At 38.6% G+C, this 17672-nt stretch carries 12 protein-coding genes; 7 read left to right on the top strand and 5 right to left on the bottom strand.

The window, feature by feature from the left end:
• Positions 1-2: 2 nt before the first annotated feature.
• The 3 genes from GHD25_RS03375 to gvpU are packed head-to-tail and all read left to right on the top strand — an operon-like array spanning position 3 to position 1478.
• Positions 3-350, top strand: coding sequence for a gas vesicle protein (locus GHD25_RS03375; protein ID WP_164214956.1), 348 nt, complete (start codon positions 3-5; stop codon positions 348-350).
• Positions 340-1065 carry a GvpT/GvpP family gas vesicle accessory protein gene (gene gvpT, locus GHD25_RS03370; RefSeq protein WP_164214955.1) on the top strand — a complete coding sequence of 242 codons (726 nt, stop codon included), beginning with the start codon at positions 340-342 and terminating at the stop codon, positions 1063-1065. Before GHD25_RS03375 ends, gvpT begins: the two co-directional genes overlap by 11 nt.
• A gap of 26 nt (positions 1066-1091) precedes the next feature.
• Positions 1092-1478: a gas vesicle accessory protein GvpU gene (gene gvpU, locus GHD25_RS03365; protein WP_164214954.1), complete on the top strand. Its 387-nt coding sequence runs from the start codon at positions 1092-1094 to the stop codon at positions 1476-1478.
• Positions 1479-1790: 312 nt separating this feature from the next.
• Here the strand turns inward: gvpU and GHD25_RS03360 are convergent, their stop codons facing one another.
• Positions 1791-2930 (bottom strand): response regulator, encoded by a 1140-nt coding sequence (locus GHD25_RS03360; protein WP_164214953.1) that lies wholly within the window; start codon positions 2928-2930, stop codon positions 1791-1793.
• Between the two features lie 171 nt (positions 2931-3101).
• On the opposite strand from GHD25_RS03360, the gene GHD25_RS03355 reads away from it, so the two are divergent.
• Positions 3102-8312, top strand: coding sequence for a Cna B-type domain-containing protein (locus tag GHD25_RS03355; protein WP_164214952.1), 5211 nt, complete (start codon positions 3102-3104; stop codon positions 8310-8312).
• Positions 8313-8489: 177 nt separating this feature from the next.
• On the opposite strand, the gene GHD25_RS03350 is transcribed toward GHD25_RS03355, so the two are convergent.
• Positions 8490-11564 carry an ATP-binding protein gene (locus tag GHD25_RS03350; protein WP_164214951.1) on the bottom strand — a complete coding sequence of 1025 codons (3075 nt, stop codon included), beginning with the start codon at positions 11562-11564 and terminating at the stop codon, positions 8490-8492.
• 533 nt (positions 11565-12097) lie between these two features.
• Here GHD25_RS03350 and GHD25_RS03345 point away from each other — a divergent pair.
• From GHD25_RS03345 to GHD25_RS03335, 3 genes are all read left to right on the top strand, one after another.
• Complete coding sequence (locus GHD25_RS03345) at positions 12098-12340, top strand: hypothetical protein (protein ID WP_164214950.1); 243 nt, start codon at positions 12098-12100, stop codon at positions 12338-12340.
• Complete coding sequence (locus GHD25_RS03340) at positions 12340-13689, top strand: tripartite tricarboxylate transporter permease (protein ID WP_164215138.1); 1350 nt, start codon at positions 12340-12342, stop codon at positions 13687-13689. The genes GHD25_RS03345 and GHD25_RS03340 overlap by 1 nt, the downstream gene beginning before the upstream one ends.
• A 433-nt stretch (positions 13690-14122) precedes the next feature.
• A complete protein-coding gene (locus tag GHD25_RS03335) occupies positions 14123-14782 on the top strand; it encodes a response regulator transcription factor (RefSeq protein ID WP_164214949.1) in 660 nt (219 codons plus the stop codon).
• A gap of 203 nt (positions 14783-14985) precedes the next feature.
• Here the strand turns inward: GHD25_RS03335 and GHD25_RS03330 are convergent, their stop codons facing one another.
• The 3 genes from GHD25_RS03330 to GHD25_RS03320 form a co-directional block, all read right to left on the bottom strand.
• Positions 14986-15759 (bottom strand): hypothetical protein, encoded by a 774-nt coding sequence (locus GHD25_RS03330; RefSeq protein WP_164214948.1) that lies wholly within the window; start codon positions 15757-15759, stop codon positions 14986-14988.
• Positions 15683-15994: a transposase gene (locus GHD25_RS03325; RefSeq protein ID WP_164214947.1), complete on the bottom strand. Its 312-nt coding sequence runs from the start codon at positions 15992-15994 to the stop codon at positions 15683-15685. The genes GHD25_RS03330 and GHD25_RS03325 overlap by 77 nt, the downstream gene beginning before the upstream one ends.
• 236 nt (positions 15995-16230) lie before the next feature.
• Positions 16231-17424, bottom strand: a complete 1194-nt coding sequence (locus tag GHD25_RS03320; protein ID WP_164214946.1) for a chromate transporter — start codon at positions 17422-17424, stop codon at positions 16231-16233.
• Between the last annotated feature and the right edge of the window lie 248 nt (positions 17425-17672).

Here is a 17672-nt window from a genome sequence, read left to right as displayed (position 1 = left end):
AAATGGCAGTAGAACATCCCGTACAGACCAACAACCTTGTTGATGTGCTGGAAAAAGTACTGGATAAAGGTGTGGTAATAGCAGGAGATATCCGCGTAGGGATTGCTGATGTGGAATTAATCACGATTAAAATCCGCTTAATTGTGGCATCTGTTGATAAAGCTAAAGAAATTGGACTGGACTGGTGGGAATCTGATCCATATTTGAGTTCAAAAGCCAGTGAAAATAATACGCAAGTTCTGGAAGATGAAAACAATAGACTTAAAGAGCGTCTTGAGGCACTTGAAAATCAAATGGGAAATCAGCCTGAAGACAGAAGCAAAAATGGAGGGGTCGTAAATGAGCAATAATTCTCAAGAAATGCACCAGGATGCACAGTCAGGAAAAAAAGGGACAGTAGCCAGAGCCGCAGCAGGTGGATTGGTAGGAGCAGCAATCGGTTATATGTCTTCTGAGGAAAACCGGAGAAAATTAACCAATTCCCTTAACAAGGAAAACTTAAAAGAAAAAGGGAATAAAATCGGTACTAAGACAAAAGACCAGGTAAACAAATTAAAAGATGCAAGTATGGAAAAATCAGGCGAAGCAATGAATAAAATAAAATCTACGGCTGCTCAAGTCATTCAGAACGGGTCATCACAATCGGATGAAAAGGAAGAAGGCGGCAGTGGCACCGAGTTAAAAAATGGGCAGGCTGACGATGGTAATGAAGGTTTCGAAAACTTAAAGAAGGAAAATGAAGCATTGAAAGACCGGCTGGAAGGACTGGAAGAAAAAATGGACAAGCTGTTGGAGATAAGTGGAACAAGTCGGTACGACAGTCAACAGCAAGAGGAAGAGGAGCAGCGTGATGATCAAGAGGAGGAAGAAGAGGAAAATAAATCTGCATCTGCAGAAGGGAAGTCTGCCGGAAACAAAAAAAGTTCATCCGGAAAAAAAGCCTCAAGCTCCAGTAAATCCACAGGCAAAAAAAAGAAAGCTGCGGCAGATAAAAAAAGCAGTCAGAAGCAGGACAGCGACGAAGAAGAGACAAGCGTGACCAGTGATGATGATACTTCAGTATAATAAGCAAACCGAAAAGGGTGAACAATATGAGTGAAGAAACAAAAGACAATATACTGGCATATTTTGCAGCAGCAGCAAACAAACATGATTTTGAACTGGATATTTCATTGCTGATGAAGGGAGCTGTTGTCACGGGGACCCTGACTTCTGCTTCCTACTACTTTGAAGAATTAAGCAAATCATTCAAGGACGGGAGTGATGTTTCCAGACAATTGGCTGAGATGCTTTCAGAAACGGGAAAAGCAGCAGAATCAGGAGAAAATACAGAAGTGCAGTATATCCATTTGAAGAACACAAAAATTTATAATGGTGACAATAAGCCAACGCCAAGCAAAGGTAAGATTCTTTGGAGAGGCAAATTGCAGGAGGTTGACAGCTTTTTCCTTGGGAAAATTTCTGAACCAAAATCCTGACAGACAGTGTAAGTTTGATTATGCTTCCGGGTGCCATTGGATCCAGAAGTCCATGGCACTTTCGTTTTTGCACCTTATTTATCAGACATTAGAACAAAGCCGGCAAAAGCTCAGGCGCTTTTTTGTCGGCAAATTGGCTCGCCTGCTGGAATAAAAAAAAGAAGCGTGCCGTGTTCAGGAATAAATTGTTAATACGAAAAGACATGTCAGATAAAATCTCACCCGGTACAAATGAACTGATATCCATTTAAGAACATATTTTTCGGCACATGAATTGAAGTCGAAATATGGTAACAGAAAAACCATTCCATATCAGGTCGGGCTGTTTTCTCCCAGGCTGCTTTTCCAGTACATAAACCATTTCTTTACACTTGGACTAACTTCTAAACTTAATTCCTCCAGCGCTTTTGTTAACTGATTAAACTGCCTGTCTATTTGTAATTCCAATCCCAGTCTTGCATATAGTTTCATTAAGAAAAAGTGAGCCTCTTCCTCTTCCGGTATGGTGGTGCAAATTTTTACATACCATTCCTCCGCCTTTGTTAAGATATCTTGTTGATCATAATAACCTGCCATTTGATAAGCAGTTTTTAGCCATAACTGCTCTAATCGATATCGCTCCGGTTCTGCCCACAAATAATCATATGCTTCTAAAAAAGCACCTTTATATAATTTCATATTCTTTTCATAGTCGTGAATTGTTTCTGAAGTGAGTGAGGGAGAGGCATTTATTTTATTTTCCCACTCAACCAGATCAATAAAAACATTTTTTGCCGATAAAGTATAGCCCTCCCCCATGTTTTTTATAGTAAAGTGTTCACTGTATTTTTTCAGTGTTTTCCGTATGTGATAAATGGCTGTATATAGTTGGGAGTATGCTTTGTCTTCTGGAAAGTCTGTCCAGAGTAATTCGGTAAGTTCGGATTTACGAATTGTTTTGCCGCAGTTGTAAAGTAAGTATAGAAATAATTCCCGGGATTTAGTTGTTCGCCATTGAAGAAATTGTATCTTATTGTTGTCTGTTTCGAAGTGAAGCTCCCTTGATAGGTTCACTTTCAGCACATTGTTTTTATCAGGTTTATGTATTTCAACGTTTAAATTTGACTCCACTCTTTTCAATGTTTTTCTCAACCGATCCAATTGAATGGGTTTAAGCACATAGTCCAACGCATTTAACTCAAATGCTTGTACTGCATAGTCATTAAAAGCCGTTACAAATACAATTAAAACGTCTGCATTCACTTCAATTATTTTTTCAGCCAGTTCAAGTCCATTAATTTCAGGCATTTCAATATCTAAAAAAATTACGTCAACTTCATTCAAAAGGTTAGCATTCTTCTTGATGTTCAGGTTATTAAATTTACCAATTACCTTAATGCTGCCTATTTTGTTTAATTGGTGTTCCAGAAAATCCAAAGCAAGCGCCTCATCATCTATAAGAATTGCTTTCACAAATATCCCCCTTTTAATAAAGTCTTCTCTTATTGACTTTATGTTGCATATCTTCATTATACAATACTTATTTCCTATTATTAATATGTTTGTAGATATTTTGTAGAGTGTTACCTTATATAATGGTCACTTGGTACACCCGGTATTCATTAACGAAAGGAGTATGATGAATTGAATAAAAGATTAAGCATTCTGTTAATATTTATGCTGATCTTCCAGACCATGTCCAGTAACTTTATTTTACCTTCGCCAATAAGTGCAGAAGGATCCGGGCAAAGTGTTTTCACTGGAATATCATTCACAAATGAAGATGGAAAAGCAATAAATATTGACGAAGTAGACGGTGAATCAGCAGTGCATGTGCATATTGATTGGTCAATTTCGCATGCAGAAGTTGAGGAAGGAAGCACAGATTCAATGTTTCTTCCGAATGAACTACATATGGAAGAAGAACAGTACGGTGTATTAATATATGATGAAACGGAGGTGGGGACTTACCAAACTGCAACAGATGGAGTGTTAACAGTAACTTTTAATGAGAAAATACAAGACCATGCAGATGCAGAAGGTTCTATTATAATACAAGCCAAATCTCCAGGGGATGAAAAGATTCCGTCTGAGGAAAAAGGGTCAGAATCAGGGACAGATACTTCAGAAGAGGAAGATAATGCTGAGTCTGCAAACAAGGAAACGGGCGGAATGGAAGCAGAGACAGAGACTGCTGATCAAGAGGCAGCAGAAGATAAAGCTGAACATAATTTATTTGCCGGGGATCGCGACTCACAGCAAATCACAGAGAATATTATTGATGGAATAAAATTAATTAGAGATGATGGCACGGAATATGAGGAAGGAGATTTGCTTGAACTTGATGAAGATTTAAGGCTGGAATTAGACTGGTCTTTACCAAATGGTCATGAATATCTGGCTGGGGATACTTTTATATTTCAGCTCCCGGAACAATTAAATATTTATAACGAATTAACCGGTGATTTAGATGGATTTGGAACGTATCATGTGACAACAGATGGTGAAGTTACTTTTACATTTGGTGACAGAATAGAAAATGAATCTGTCGTAAAGGGTACGTTTTGGGTTGACACAGAATTAAATGAACAAACAATCAAGTCAACAACAGAAGAATTAGCGTTTACTATGAATGAGGATGTTATTGAAAGGTTCACAATCGACATCAAACCTGTAAATGGTCAGGCAATACAGAAGAATGGACAGCCGGTTGGCGGTAGCTTTAATACTGAAGAAATTGAGTGGACAGTCGTTGTTAATACAACAAGAGAATCGCTGGAAAATGCAGTTGTTAATGACCCTATCCTGGAAGGTCAGGAATTGGTTGTAGATTCCATTGATTTAAAAGAGGCGGAAGTAAATCTGCAGGGGGAAGTTATAGAAATATTAGATGGAGAAGTCTCCTTTTCGGATGAATCGACTGAGGAGGAACTTAAACTCGAATTGGGCAACACGAACAAAGCATATCAGCTTACATTCAGAACAAAAATGAAAGAAGCAGAAAAAGATACAGAGGGCTGGACGACTTATCAAAATACGGCGTATTTAAATTCAGACGGCAAAAATCAAGTACAATCTGGAGCATCAGTGGCTGTTGAAAGACCAGAATCTCTTGTAAAAACATCCACTGCTTTTAATAAAACTGATCGCTCAGTAGAATGGGAAGTAAATGCGAATTTTACTGAAAAAGAATTGAGTGCCGGGACTGAGATTGTCGATGAATTTACTTTTACGGTTGGTGATGAAGAAGTAGAAGATGTATTTGAAATCTCTTTAGACAATATCGACGTTCAGCAAGTTGACAGCTTTGATAATAATGGCGAAGCAGATGAAACACAAGATGCAAAAGATTTATTCGATATTTCAATAAGCGGAAACAATGTTACATTTACATTGAGAGAAGCTACAAATAAAGCATTTGTCATTAAATATAAGACAGCAGCAAAAGAAGGCGCTTATATTACAGATGACGGTACTATTTCCAACATCGTAGGAATCGATGGTAAATCGGCAACGAGTAGTCAGGATGTTGTTCAGCAGGTTGGTGCTAAATCGAATAGCGGCATTAACTATGAAGACAAAACTATTGACTGGACGATTACAGTAAATGGAGATAGTCAAAACCTTAATGGTTTTATTTTGACAGATGATTTTTCCGGAACGGGTCAGAAACTGGTTGATGACTCCATTGAGATTGTTCCTGAGGCAACTGATGCTGATATTAATCTAAACCCGGAAGGAATTCCTGATGGGGAAGGATTTATAATTGATTTTGGGGATATTGATAAGCCGTATACAATAACATACCAAACAAAATTCACGTATGACTTTGGCGGTACAGATGAAAAACCAAATTTCACGAATGGGGTTCATCTCTCATACACAACTGCGGATAATAATAAGTATGAACTTGATATTGGCGACAGCGTAGACCCGAACGAAGAGACAAAAAGTAATGGTGCAAAAAACAGCTCAGTAAATAATGAAACAAAAGAAATTACATGGATGGTAGACATTAACTACAACCAGTTAAATTTGGATAATGCACAGTTAGTTGATGAAATTGCAGTTAACCAATCATTAGTTGATGGCTCTGTGAAAATTTATCCAACTACCATAACCCGGGACGGGGAAATTCTTGTTGAAGAAAATGAAGTTGACAAATTTGAGGTGGATGTGACTGAAAATGAAATAAATATTGATTTTAATAACATAGATCAAAGTTATCGTGTTGTGTTTGTGACCAAAGATAAAGATGGTATCTATAATAGTGATGAAATATATGAAAACACAGCACAATTTAAACCGCGTGAAGGTGAAACGCATAATCTATCTGCAAATGCAACATTATCGAATCAAGGGGAATTTTTAGGGAAAAATGGGTTCCATAACATAGATGAGTGGACCATTGATTGGGAGCTTACTGTCAATCAATCGAAGTCCAGTCTGACTGACGTAACAGTTAAAGATGATCTTGGTGATGGAACACTGCAAATCTTATTAGAAGATTCGATAAAAGTAACCAAAGCGGATTCTGATGATGTATTAGTTGAAGGGGAAGATTATGAAGTAGAATTAAACGGGAATGCATTCTCTGTAACGTTTCCCGGTGAAATCACAGATACGTACACTGTAACTTATTCTTCTTATATTTTAGCTGATAAAACAGAGCATATAAGTAATGAGGCAGTTATTGAATCAGTTGATGAAATAATTACAGGGACTACGGAATCGGAGGAAACAGTTGAAGTAAGAATCAGTACAGGTGGCGGGTCTGGTGAAGGGACTACTGCCGGGCTTGTTCTAGAAAAGGTAGAAACAGATACCGATAGACCACTGGAAGACATAGCTTTCACCTTAATAAGAACTGTAGGTAATCAAGATATTGTCGTACGAGAAGGTACAACAAATGAAGAAGGTAAGATTCATTGGACTGGACTGCAGTATGGTGTATACACCTTAGAAGAGGTTATCCCGGACGGGTATTCAGGGGAAGAAACTCAGGAAATTAAGCTGTCATCTGATACACCTGAAAACATTCAAACAATAAAAATTGAAAATGAACGCCAAACAGGAACAGCAGTAATTGAAAAGGTTGATGCAGTAACAGGTGAAAAATTAGAAGGAGCAGTATTTGAGATTACGAATCTTGTAACAGGTCAAACTTACACACTTGCGACCGATGAGGAAGGAACAGTTTCACAAGATGTTCCATTTGGTGAATATACTGTGGAAGAGATAACAGCTCCAAACGGTTATAGAATAACAGAAGAAATAGATAATATAACCGTCGATATAGATGAAACGACTACAATTGAAGTTGCTAATGAAGCAATTACAGAAGTTACCGGTCAGAAAACCTGGATTACGGATGAAGGTGTCATTCTGCCTCCTGCAATAACAGTTGAATTGCTGGCAAATGGTGAGAAAGCAGACGAAGCAGAGGTCTCGGTAAATACAGATTGGGCATATAGTTTTACAAACTTGGATAAGTATGACGACAATGGTGTGGAAATTGAGTATACCATCGAAGAAGTGGAAGTTGATGGCTATGTTTCTCAAAAGGATGGATTTGATTTAATAAACATACAAACAGTAGATATTTCAGGGGAAAAGCACTGGGTTGAAGTAGATGATCAGTATCGTCCGGACTCCATAGTAGTTAATGTACTTGCCGAAAATGAAATACAGGATACCCAGGCAGTAGAGATGAATAGTGAAGGAGAATGGACGTTTACCTTCACGGACTTGCCTAAATATGACGAAGCCGGAAATGAGATTGAGTACACAATTGAAGAGGAAAATGTAGCAGGCTATACATCTGCAGTGGAAGGTTATACAATTACGAACACGCAAGAAACAACTGAACTTTCCGGTACAAAAACATGGCTGGATGATAACTCGGAAGACCGGCCGGAAGTTATAACAGTGCAAGTGAAAAATGGCGGGACAGTTGTACAGGAAAAAGAGATTACAGCAAATGATGATTGGAACTACACTTTCACAGATTTACCGAAATACGATAAAGAAGGAAATGAGATTACCTATACGGTTGATGAGACAGAAGTAGATGGCTATGAAAAATCAATCAAAGGTAACGATATTACTAACGTGCGTGTGGGAACAACTGAAGTAAAGGTGGCCAAATTCTGGAAAGACGAAGATCAAAATGACCGTCCAGAATCAATAACAATTAATTTACTTCAAAACGGGAATTTTTATAAAGAATATGAAATAACCAATGAAAATGCTTGGGAACTAACCATCACAAATTTACCTCAGTTTGATGAGGAAGGTAAGGAATATGAGTACACTGTCACGGAAAATGATGTACATGGTTATGCAGCAGAAGTTGATGGTTACGAGATTACCAATACACGTACGGAAGTAAAAACAATTGAAATTACAAAAACGTGGCTGGATGATGGTGCTGAGGCTCGTCCAAAATCGATAACAGTTGACCTATTGCAAGACGGAGAAGTTATCGCCACAGTCGAAGTAACAGCAGCAGATGATTGGAAATATAGCTTCACGGATTTACCGGCATTTGATGAAAACGGGGTTGCTTATACCTACACGATTCACGAACATGATGTGGAAGGTTACGAAACGGCGATTAACGGTTATGACATTACAAACACACGCATACCTGAAGAAGATGTAATAACACCGAAACCAAAAGACACACCTGGCAATACTGACAAAAAAGATATAATTTCAGGCGGCAAAGGTGATAAAGACGATCGTCTCCCGGATACATCAACAAATATCTTTAATGTTATCCTAATTGGTGCAGGGTTGTTAATCATTGGATTAATGCTTACACTGGTTTATCGTAATAGAAGGACAGTTTAATCCGAAACGGCCCCAACAAAAGGAATGAATTTAAAAAAGCTGCCATGTATTATTTATAAATGTATATGGCAGCTTTTTAACACATTATTGCAATAGCATTGATAATTCAATATTAGTGTTATATTAATCCTTCATGTTACCGGCGAAATAATTGCGGGTAGTGACATGCAGGCACCCTCATTTCGGCACCTGAAACCACACTGCGGAACCAATACCCGGCTTGCTTTCAATCTGCAGCCCCTTGCCATAAAGTTTTTTAAGCCGTTTGTTGGTATTTGCTACACCTATCCCATTTAGATGATGTGGCTGTTCGTCCAGAAGTTCATGAATCTTATCCTGATCCATACCTACCCCTTCATCCAGAATTTCAATTCTAAAGTGAAAATCGTGCTCCGTAATCCGCAGTGTTACTGTTCCTCCATTAAGTTGTTTAAGCACGCCATGTCTGACCGCATTTTCCACAAGCGGCTGGATCGTTAATGGCGGAATATAGAAGTCCAGTTCTTCTTTTATTTCCCATTTAATTTTTAATCGATTTCCAAAACGTGCTTGCTCAATATACAAGTAAGATCTGGTCAAATCCAACTCATTCTTAACCAGTATAAGAGACTCAGTATTATTTGCATCAAAGCTTCTTCGTAAATAATTTCCAAACTCATTCAGCAGCCTTGTCATTCTTTCCGTATCAATTTCACTGAGTGAAGCAATCGTGTTTAATGTATTAAATAAGAAATGCGGTTGTATCTGGGATTGCAGCCAGGCCGCTTCTAGACGAAGCTGTTCCTGGATGGATTGCCTTAAATTTGTTAATGCCCTTACTCTTGCTTTCAATTCCAATGCATCTACCGGTTTTACTATATAGTCATTCGCGCCTGCCAGAAAGCCGGTATTTATGTCTTCCAGCTGGCTTCGGGCTGTAAGCAGCAAAATAGGCAACTCGGAAATTGAAAATTTGTCTCGGATGATTCTTGTCAATTCATACCCTGACATGTAAGGCATCATTACATCAGAGATGATTAAATCAAGACCACCATTCTCAACCTGTTCCAATGCCTTTTCTCCACTCGCAGCACTGATGATTTCATACTTCGAAGACAGCATGGTGCTTAAAACTCTTATATTAACGGGGTCGTCATCCACAACTAATATTTTTGGTTTGCCGCCATTGATTGAAGGATCCTTATCGGAAACCATATACGGTGCGGAAACTTTTGGCCAGTCAATTGTATTTCCCCTTTCAATGGCAGCAGCTGCTTCCGGCTTCGCTTCTGGTTCATCACCAGCAGTCATTGACAGTGGGATGGAAAAAAAGAATGTTGTTCCTTTACCAATCTTTGAATCCACGAATATATCCCCGCCATGCAGTTCAATTAACTGTTTGCAAATATTAAGGCCCAAACCAAAGCCGCCACCTATTGATGTTATACTTGGATCCTCCTGTTCGTAGGGCCGGAAAATTCTTTCTTGCATTTCCTGACTCATACCAACGCCGGTATCCTTTACGAAAACAATAGCCATATTATTTTTATGTTCTGCAGATATAGTTATGCTCCCGCTGTTTGTAAATTTAACAGCGTTATGAAGCAAATTAAATAGAACCTGAATCAGACGATTTTCATCTGCATACATATTTGGAAAAGAATCAGGAATATCCAACTGGAATTTCATCTCTTTTTCTACCGTCATAAAACGAACCATATCCAGCGCGCCCTGAGCTATTGTACGCAGATCGATACTTTCCCGATTCAGCTTAATTCGATGCTCCCGCAGCCGTGTAATATCCAGCAGATCATTAAGTGTTAATGTCATACGCTGTCCAACATTAATCAGTAATTTCAGGTTTTCCTTATTTTCCGCTGATAAATTCTCTTGTTTATCATCTAAAATCGTCTGTGCAATATTAATGACACTGTGTAAGGGATTGCGTAACTCATGGGATGTATTTGCCAGAAATTGATCCTTATTTTTATCTGCTTCCTTCAATTCCTTAGTTTGCCGCTCATTCAATTTTGACATTTGTATGTGACGATTAAATAATAGCAGGGCAATCATAATAATAGTAAGAAGAAAATCAAATGGGTAGTACGGTATATCCACTACTTGTATCGTGATTAACCCACCCCAAAATATGTTCGAAGCATAGCTGGTAATGAAAAGCAATATAAAAATAGATTCCGAAGCATTTGCTCGAATCGCCCGTACAGTTTCGATAAATAGAAACGGAATAGCCAAAATATGAAATAACATGAGCATTCCTAATAGATAGCTATAATAATGAAAAGGAATAATGAATTTACTGATGACGATGAGTCCGTAAAATAGTAAAAGTATATAATAAAATCGGGATTTAACCTGAAATAAATGTTTAATGAAGACCAATAGACTGACTAATGTGCTAACGGATAAGAATACCATCAGTTTAGTGTGTGATATAAAGTCAATGGGTAAATAGAGTGCAACATCATCATCTATTAAAATCATAAAACCATGTAATAACAGCATAATGCCAAAAAACAGGATTTCTTTTTGATATTTCCCTTTACCCATAAAATAGATGCTGAATGCATATACACTATGTAAAAAGTAAATCGCTGCTACAATAATTTGCAGTATAACCGAAATATTACTCTCTTTGGCAATAGCATTTTCGGTACCAATTTGAATGGAATTGGAAATGCCGCCCTGTAAAGGTGTTTCAAAGTTTGATACATGTATCATTAGTTCAACTTCATTATTTTCCGGATGAAACAATGCATCAAATGGAGCATAAAAACCTTCCGACTGTTCAGCAGATGCAGCAGGGTTTCCGGCTTCAGCAGCTATTTGACCATCAATGTATACCTTGGCTGCGGTTGAAATCTCCTTCATCCTCACCCCGTACAGCAGGTTTGATTGCTTATCGTCAGGAAGAATGATTTTCAATACATATGTTCCATAACCATACGGGGAGTCATTTTCTTGTAGGCTGCGCCAATCCTCGGGAACAGAAATATATCTTTTTTCTTCAGTTTCGATGTCCGTGTCCGGTTGAATAAATTGGTCCGGATAAAATATCCATTCACCATCAAGCGTAACTGCCTGATTGTCAGTAAACTCCCAATCTGTAAAATCAATAACACCCTGTTCAGCCTGAGGGTGTTCGGGCGTTTGATGGTAAATCACCCAGCCGATACGAAAACTGGTCAGCATGAGGAAAAAGAACATAATAATGAGAAAGATTTTAGTTTTTGTTATCGGTCTGTCGCTGTTCATGGGCGGGTTCATTCCTTTAATACGGTTTCGGCTAGCTTCATTATGGCCCAATAACTTTACATTTACAAGCGTTCTTTTAGTCAGATGACTGCCAATATTACTTAGAGCACTTATGCTCGACGAAAATTAACAAACAGGGGAGAGACAAGCACTTATACGCACATGCTCTTGTTTTACTAACGCTTATTTTGTAACTATAATGAAAATAATCCAAGTGAATAAGTTCTTGGTTAATATAAAAAGGCAACAAATCATGCTGTCACTGCGGAAGCATGAAGGAAATAGATAGAACTGTGCCTTTGGCTAGCGGATACCAATTTCCATTGTAATTGGAAAGAATAATTCAAAGAGAGAAGCCTATTAAGGATACGACGGAAAATACAGACACAGTTGTATATCGCAAACGGATTGGAACAGTCTTATGAAAAGAAAATTTCTTTGTATTAATACATTTCAAAACGTGTTGAAGCAGATGATCTTGAATTATTGCACGCATAAAGCAGACAGTACAGTTTTGTAAGGAGTGGGTAAAGATGGAAGAAAACAGTCAAAAAGATAAATATGTTGAAATATGGGAAGACAATGTGAACATTAAGGATTTACTTATGGCTATGTCACTTTGTATCGGTTTTGCACTTGGCGGTTATCTGCTTGCATTCGGAGATACACCCCCGCTCATTTTTGGTCTTGCCGGTGCGGTAATCGGGTTTATTATTTCGAGTATACTCATTAAACCCAAAAGAAAATTGTCGATGCTGAAGGAAGGTGAAGAGTGATGGATGCAGTAATCATTATTCAAATGATTCTTGCCAGTATCGGGGGAGCTGTGTTATATACATTAATCGGGATTGCACCCGGTACAGATGAAACGGCAGTCCTGGCTCCCGTCACAATTGCCCTTGCACTTATCGGTCTGTCACCGTATGTGATTCTGGCCTTTTTTATATCAGCCATTGTAGCAAAAAAACTGAGCGACTCGATCCCCGTTGCTGTCGCTGGTATACCAGGCGGTGTGATGGCTGCTCCGATGGTAGAACATGCTATGGTACTGAAACAGTATGGACTGCCGGATGTGAGCATTAGAAAAATGGCATCCGGATCAGTGATCGGAACGATTGTATCTATTCCGGTCAGCTTCCTGATTGCCTATATGATTCTGCCGGTTGCAGATACACTGGCAGCGTATTCCGGCTTGATTTTCACACTTGGCGCCGTTTTTCTTGCATTGTTGACGCGCAATAAAGTGCTTTCACTTGTCATGATATTACCCTTTGCCATACTGATTATGGGTCTCCGTCACTTATACTGGGGTCTGGGAATCGTGCCGGAGGGGACAGACGTGTTTGTTTCATTCTTTTTGGGGATTACAATTGGACCAATAGCTTTTACCCTGTTTGAACTGTTAAACAAGCGAGTACGCCAAAACATGCCCCGTGTCGGCGACAAAAAAATCGTAATGAAAAAATCAAAAAAAGAAAAAGGATTTCCAAACCCGTTTAAGATCCTGACTGGGCAAGAATCGCTGACGTCAGCAATCGGCAGTTTACTCGGCTCTGTCACATTTTTTCTTACCCCGGTTGGCATGACGGTTTTCTGGGGGGAAGCTATTACCAGGCATATTAAAGATCCGGTTCAGCGGGCTTCCCGGGCCATATCGACAATGGATGGTCTAACGAATGCTTCCTATCTGTCAGGTACATTGATTCCGCTTATTGCCATTGGACTTCCATTATCTCCCATGGCCATTGGACCTGCAGCAGGGCTTTTTAATGCACCGCCGGTTTTTACTCCGGAGAATAACATACATCATTTGCTTTCTATGGGAGAAATCATGACAGCAACGATTATTGGGGCTTCTATTGCACTCATTCTGACCTTCTTTGTAACAATTAAATTTTCAACACAAATCTGTGCTGTCGTATTTAAATACATACCGCATGAAGCATTGATTGGCCTGTTTGCAGGCCTGGTTGTTATGCTTGCATTTATGGATGCCGGTGTTTTAAACATTTTTGGTACCATTCTCGTGGCACTTGTGGCCGGGCTGCTGTACAGAAATGGCGTCAACTACGGTGTCATGTTTATGGTTCTATATGCTGCACCATGGCTTCTTGGATGGTTTTAAATCTTAAATAGCACTTAAATTATGCAGGGGGAGAGAGTTAAGCCTCCTGCTTTTTAGTAATGTTCGCAGAAAAGTGTATATTATTATTCTGATTTTTAAGGAATTATTGGATGCTTAATAGATCTATTTAATCGATGGATTTTGGTTCTTAAACCTTTAAACTTTATTTAATTATGCCGAAGAATAAGTAAGCAATTAAGTTTTTAATCCGTGGGAGATGTATTGAAATGATATAAGGATAAGGTGATAGGGTGAAGGATGTTAGTTGGATGTTAAAGGAATTAAAAAAAAGCCTTTTATTCTGATTTAAGTGATGAGCAACTATTAGCGGCATATAAAAAACAACAAAATAAACAAGTTATTGTTAAGATTTTATATATGCTGAAATATGGAATAGCACATCGAAAAATAAATAATAAATGAGATGTTAATCATGATTAGGATAATGCAAATTGGAAATGACGGAATTTTCAATAATGGGCTACGCCTATTAATTGACAGTGAAAAAGATATGCAGGTTATCGGATTACTCAGAAATGAAAACCAGGAAATGAAATTGATCAAGGAAATGAAACCGGATATTGTTTTGATTCTTGTGCAAGACTCCGTTGTTAATATAATTAAACTCACGACTAATGTGAAACAGACACTGGATCATGTGAAAATAATTTATATATTATCAAATACTAGTAAGGATATTATTATCAAAGGAATCGAAGCAGGCGTAGACGGTTTTATTTTAAATCGATTTGATTTCAAAAGTTTTATTCATATCATTCGGGCTGTGTATAATGAAAATTATGTCGTTTCGGGTGAAATTGCCAAGGCTATTATCGATTATGCCAGGCCGAATGAAAAAGAACTATTGAAACAGAAACTTATAGATAGAGGCATCATTCCAACAAATAGGGAAATGGACATTATTTATCTTTTGTATAAAGGCAGGAAAAATAACGAAATTGCTGAAATACTGCAATTGAGTGAAAGCAGTATCAGGGATTATGTAAGCAATTCCTATAGAAAAATAGGGAAAAACAAACGAAAAGAAGTGGTTGATTTTCTAAACCATATAATGTTCAATACCCATTTATAAGCTTACTAAGATTACTTTATAATCGGTAAAAACCAAATATACAAGGGCTGGGACATAACTATAGTTACATGACATTTGTGCCGATGATGAAACGAAGTATTTTCCCGGAGGCTGGTGGTGTTCCACCCATGATTTGTTTGGATGTACTGCCAGTAGTTTACCCAACGGATTAATTGCATTACGGTCAAGTTTCTGACCCGTGCTCAAAAATTTGTTTTTACATTCTTTATCAAATATTGTTTTGTCAAAAGTAAGGATAGAATTAAAACAAATTCCCATACATTCATTAGTGGAGCATATGTCAGCCACATGCCTAAAATACTACCTAAAGTCATCACCACTATACCGGCAATGAGCCAATAAAAGCGAAACTTTATGAAGAAAATAATGCCGACGATACCAAGAACCAGGGTGATAATTATCACCATAAAAGGGCTGCCTGAATGTCCGGTACTATCGTATGTTAATATGCCGTTTTCCCAGGTTGGCTCCAGATTAAGCCCCCTAACTGAAGTGAAGAGTTCGTAGAGAATTAGCCCTGTGGTCAGAAGATATGCGAGCACTTTCCAGAAGGTCTTTTTGGCCCATGGTAAATGAGACCAGCTGCAAATACTCCAGGCGAAAAGGATGAGGGTAGGGGTAAATAGCGCATGTAACCAATATCGGATATAATTTAAATTCTCCAGTAGGAGTCCTTCACCAATAAAACTGCCGATGGCAATGATAACATTATCATAAATTAATCCAAAAATAACCAGCAACAGTACGTTGGACAGATTAAACAAGCCATCATTTCCGGAAAGTTTCAGAGCCCAAATGAGCAGAACCAGATAACCGAAACCGAGTGCGAAAAAAAGAAAAGTTTCCATTGGAGTCACATCCTTTTTTACTAAAGTCACTTTATTTTTGCAGCTTACTGCGGTCAGGCTGCTCCACCATGCATAACAACAGAAGTCTGTAGAGAATGTAGATTCCAATATATGATCCTGCCACAAGAAAAAAAGGGTTTAAAAATATCCCATGGATGGCGGTCATGAAGACCGTATCATCCTTAATAATCTGGTATATTGATAATGAAGATATATTTCCAAATACCAGTACGGCTACAATTGCTGCTGCATTATAAATGATTCTTAATCGTAACCAGCGCTTCTGGGTATAGAACATTATTAATGGAAGAATAAAACTTCCGGCAATCAGCATGATTCTCATGGTATCACCTGCAGTAAAATCAGTTTTCCTACATAGAATGTGCTCTACATGAAATTCTTATACAATCGCAATAATTAAAGGGGTAATTAATGAAAAGGGGAAGCACTGGGGTTCCAGGCTTCCCCTTTTTTTAGTAATTCTCAGTACTGCAGAATCATCGACTTGAATGATACCGCCAAGACTTTGCAGTCATTTATAATACAGAGAGATGTATCAGCTGCCCCTTTCCACGGCTTTCATATATAAGAAATCAGCAAACCTCCAACAGCACCAGCCAGCACAATAATCCATGGCGGCAATTTCCAGAACACCAACATACTAAACAGTAATGCAGCCAGTGCAAAATCGATTGGCGATAGAATAGAAGTCGTCCAAATCGGATTGTAAAGCGCAGAAATCAAGATACCCACAACGGAGGCATTTACTCCAAACAGTGCACCTTTTATTTTCGGATTGCTGCGCAGGGCGTCCCAAAATGGCAATGTGCCTAAAATAAGAAGGAATGCGGGTAAAAAGATGGCGAATGTAGCAAATAAACCACCTTGCCATCCATTAATCACAGCACCGATATACGCTGCAAACGTAAATAGTGGCCCGGGAACGGCTTGAGCTGCACCATATCCTGCAAGGAATTCCTGTTCTGTTAACCATCCTGCGGGAACGAATTCCTGTTCCAGAAGCGGCAAAACTACATGTCCGCCACCAAATACGAGCGAACCCGAGCGGTAAAAGCTATCTAACATAGCTATCCATTCTGCAGAAATAAGGTTACGAAGCATTGGCAGGACAATAAGTAATCCAAAGAATAAAGTCAGACAAAAGTATCCTAAACGGCGTGAAATAGGGAATTGTGTAACTGTTTGTTCATCAACGGTTGTGTGCTGCCTGTAGAGCAGGAAACCAGCCACTCCAGCCAATAAAATTACACCAATCTGAGTGTAGGCAGTTTGCCATAACAACGTAACAATCAGTGCAAATAATGCAATAGTTTTCCTCTGCAGGTCCGGTGTCAGTTTTTTAGCCATCCCCAACACTGCATGAGCAACAACGACAACGGCTACGATCTTTAATCCATTAATCCATCCTGCATCTTCTATTCCAAATGTATGAAGCAAAGAAGCAAAAATAATTAGTGCAATGACGGAGGGCAGAGTAAAGCCCAGAAAAGATATAATTCCTCCAAATACTCCTCCGCGCATAATACCGATACCGATTCCGACCTGACTGCTGGCAGGACCAGGCAGAAACTGGGCAAGAGCGACCAGGTCTGCGTAGCTTTTTTCATCCATCCATTTTCGTCTTCGAATGTATTCTTCGTGAAAATACCCTAAATGTGCAATGGGCCCTCCAAATGAAGTCAGTCCAAGTCTGGCGGAAACGATTAATATTTCCAGCCATGAATTAAATTTATTGCCTTTTTTTACATTCAACTTTTGCAGCCCCCTCTTAATTAATCCTTTACTTTTTTAAACAATTCATAAGGCTTAATGCGGGCCTGGTGAAAAACATCTCGCCTTTATTGGTTGCTGAAAATTTCCTTTTTTCCCCTTTTGTTCTTCTTTTATTCATAGTCCATCGTGGTGAAGGATGGGATATAAGATTCCTCTACCGATATCATATCCGTGTTACTGCGGTTCTTCATGCATCCAGGTACCATAAAAAGGAAGTTCTTTTACCA

Origin of the sequence: Virgibacillus aidingensis (assembly GCF_010994035.1) — a bacterium.
Taxonomy (GTDB): domain Bacteria; phylum Bacillota; class Bacilli; order Bacillales; family Amphibacillaceae; genus Virgibacillus_N.
Note: the sequence above shows the minus strand (reverse complement) of the source record. Positions and strands in the feature narration are given on the sequence as shown.

What these genes read in the sequence shown, in the direction of transcription:
- GHD25_RS03375 (WP_164214956.1), top strand. Translation starts at nt 3, where the DNA reads ATGGCAGTAGAACATCCCGTACAGACCAACAACCTTGTTGATGTGCTG.
- gvpT (WP_164214955.1), top strand. Translation starts at nt 340, where the DNA reads ATGAGCAATAATTCTCAAGAAATGCACCAGGATGCACAGTCAGGAAAA.
- gvpU (WP_164214954.1), top strand. Translation starts at nt 1,092, where the DNA reads ATGAGTGAAGAAACAAAAGACAATATACTGGCATATTTTGCAGCAGCA.
- GHD25_RS03350 (WP_164214951.1), bottom strand. Translation starts at nt 11,564, where the DNA reads ATGAACAGCGACAGACCGATAACAAAAACTAAAATCTTTCTCATTATT.
- GHD25_RS03345 (WP_164214950.1), top strand. Translation starts at nt 12,098, where the DNA reads ATGGAAGAAAACAGTCAAAAAGATAAATATGTTGAAATATGGGAAGAC.
- GHD25_RS03340 (WP_164215138.1), top strand. Translation starts at nt 12,340, where the DNA reads ATGGATGCAGTAATCATTATTCAAATGATTCTTGCCAGTATCGGGGGA.
- GHD25_RS03335 (WP_164214949.1), top strand. Translation starts at nt 14,123, where the DNA reads ATGATTAGGATAATGCAAATTGGAAATGACGGAATTTTCAATAATGGG.
- GHD25_RS03325 (WP_164214947.1), bottom strand. Translation starts at nt 15,994, where the DNA reads ATGAGAATCATGCTGATTGCCGGAAGTTTTATTCTTCCATTAATAATG.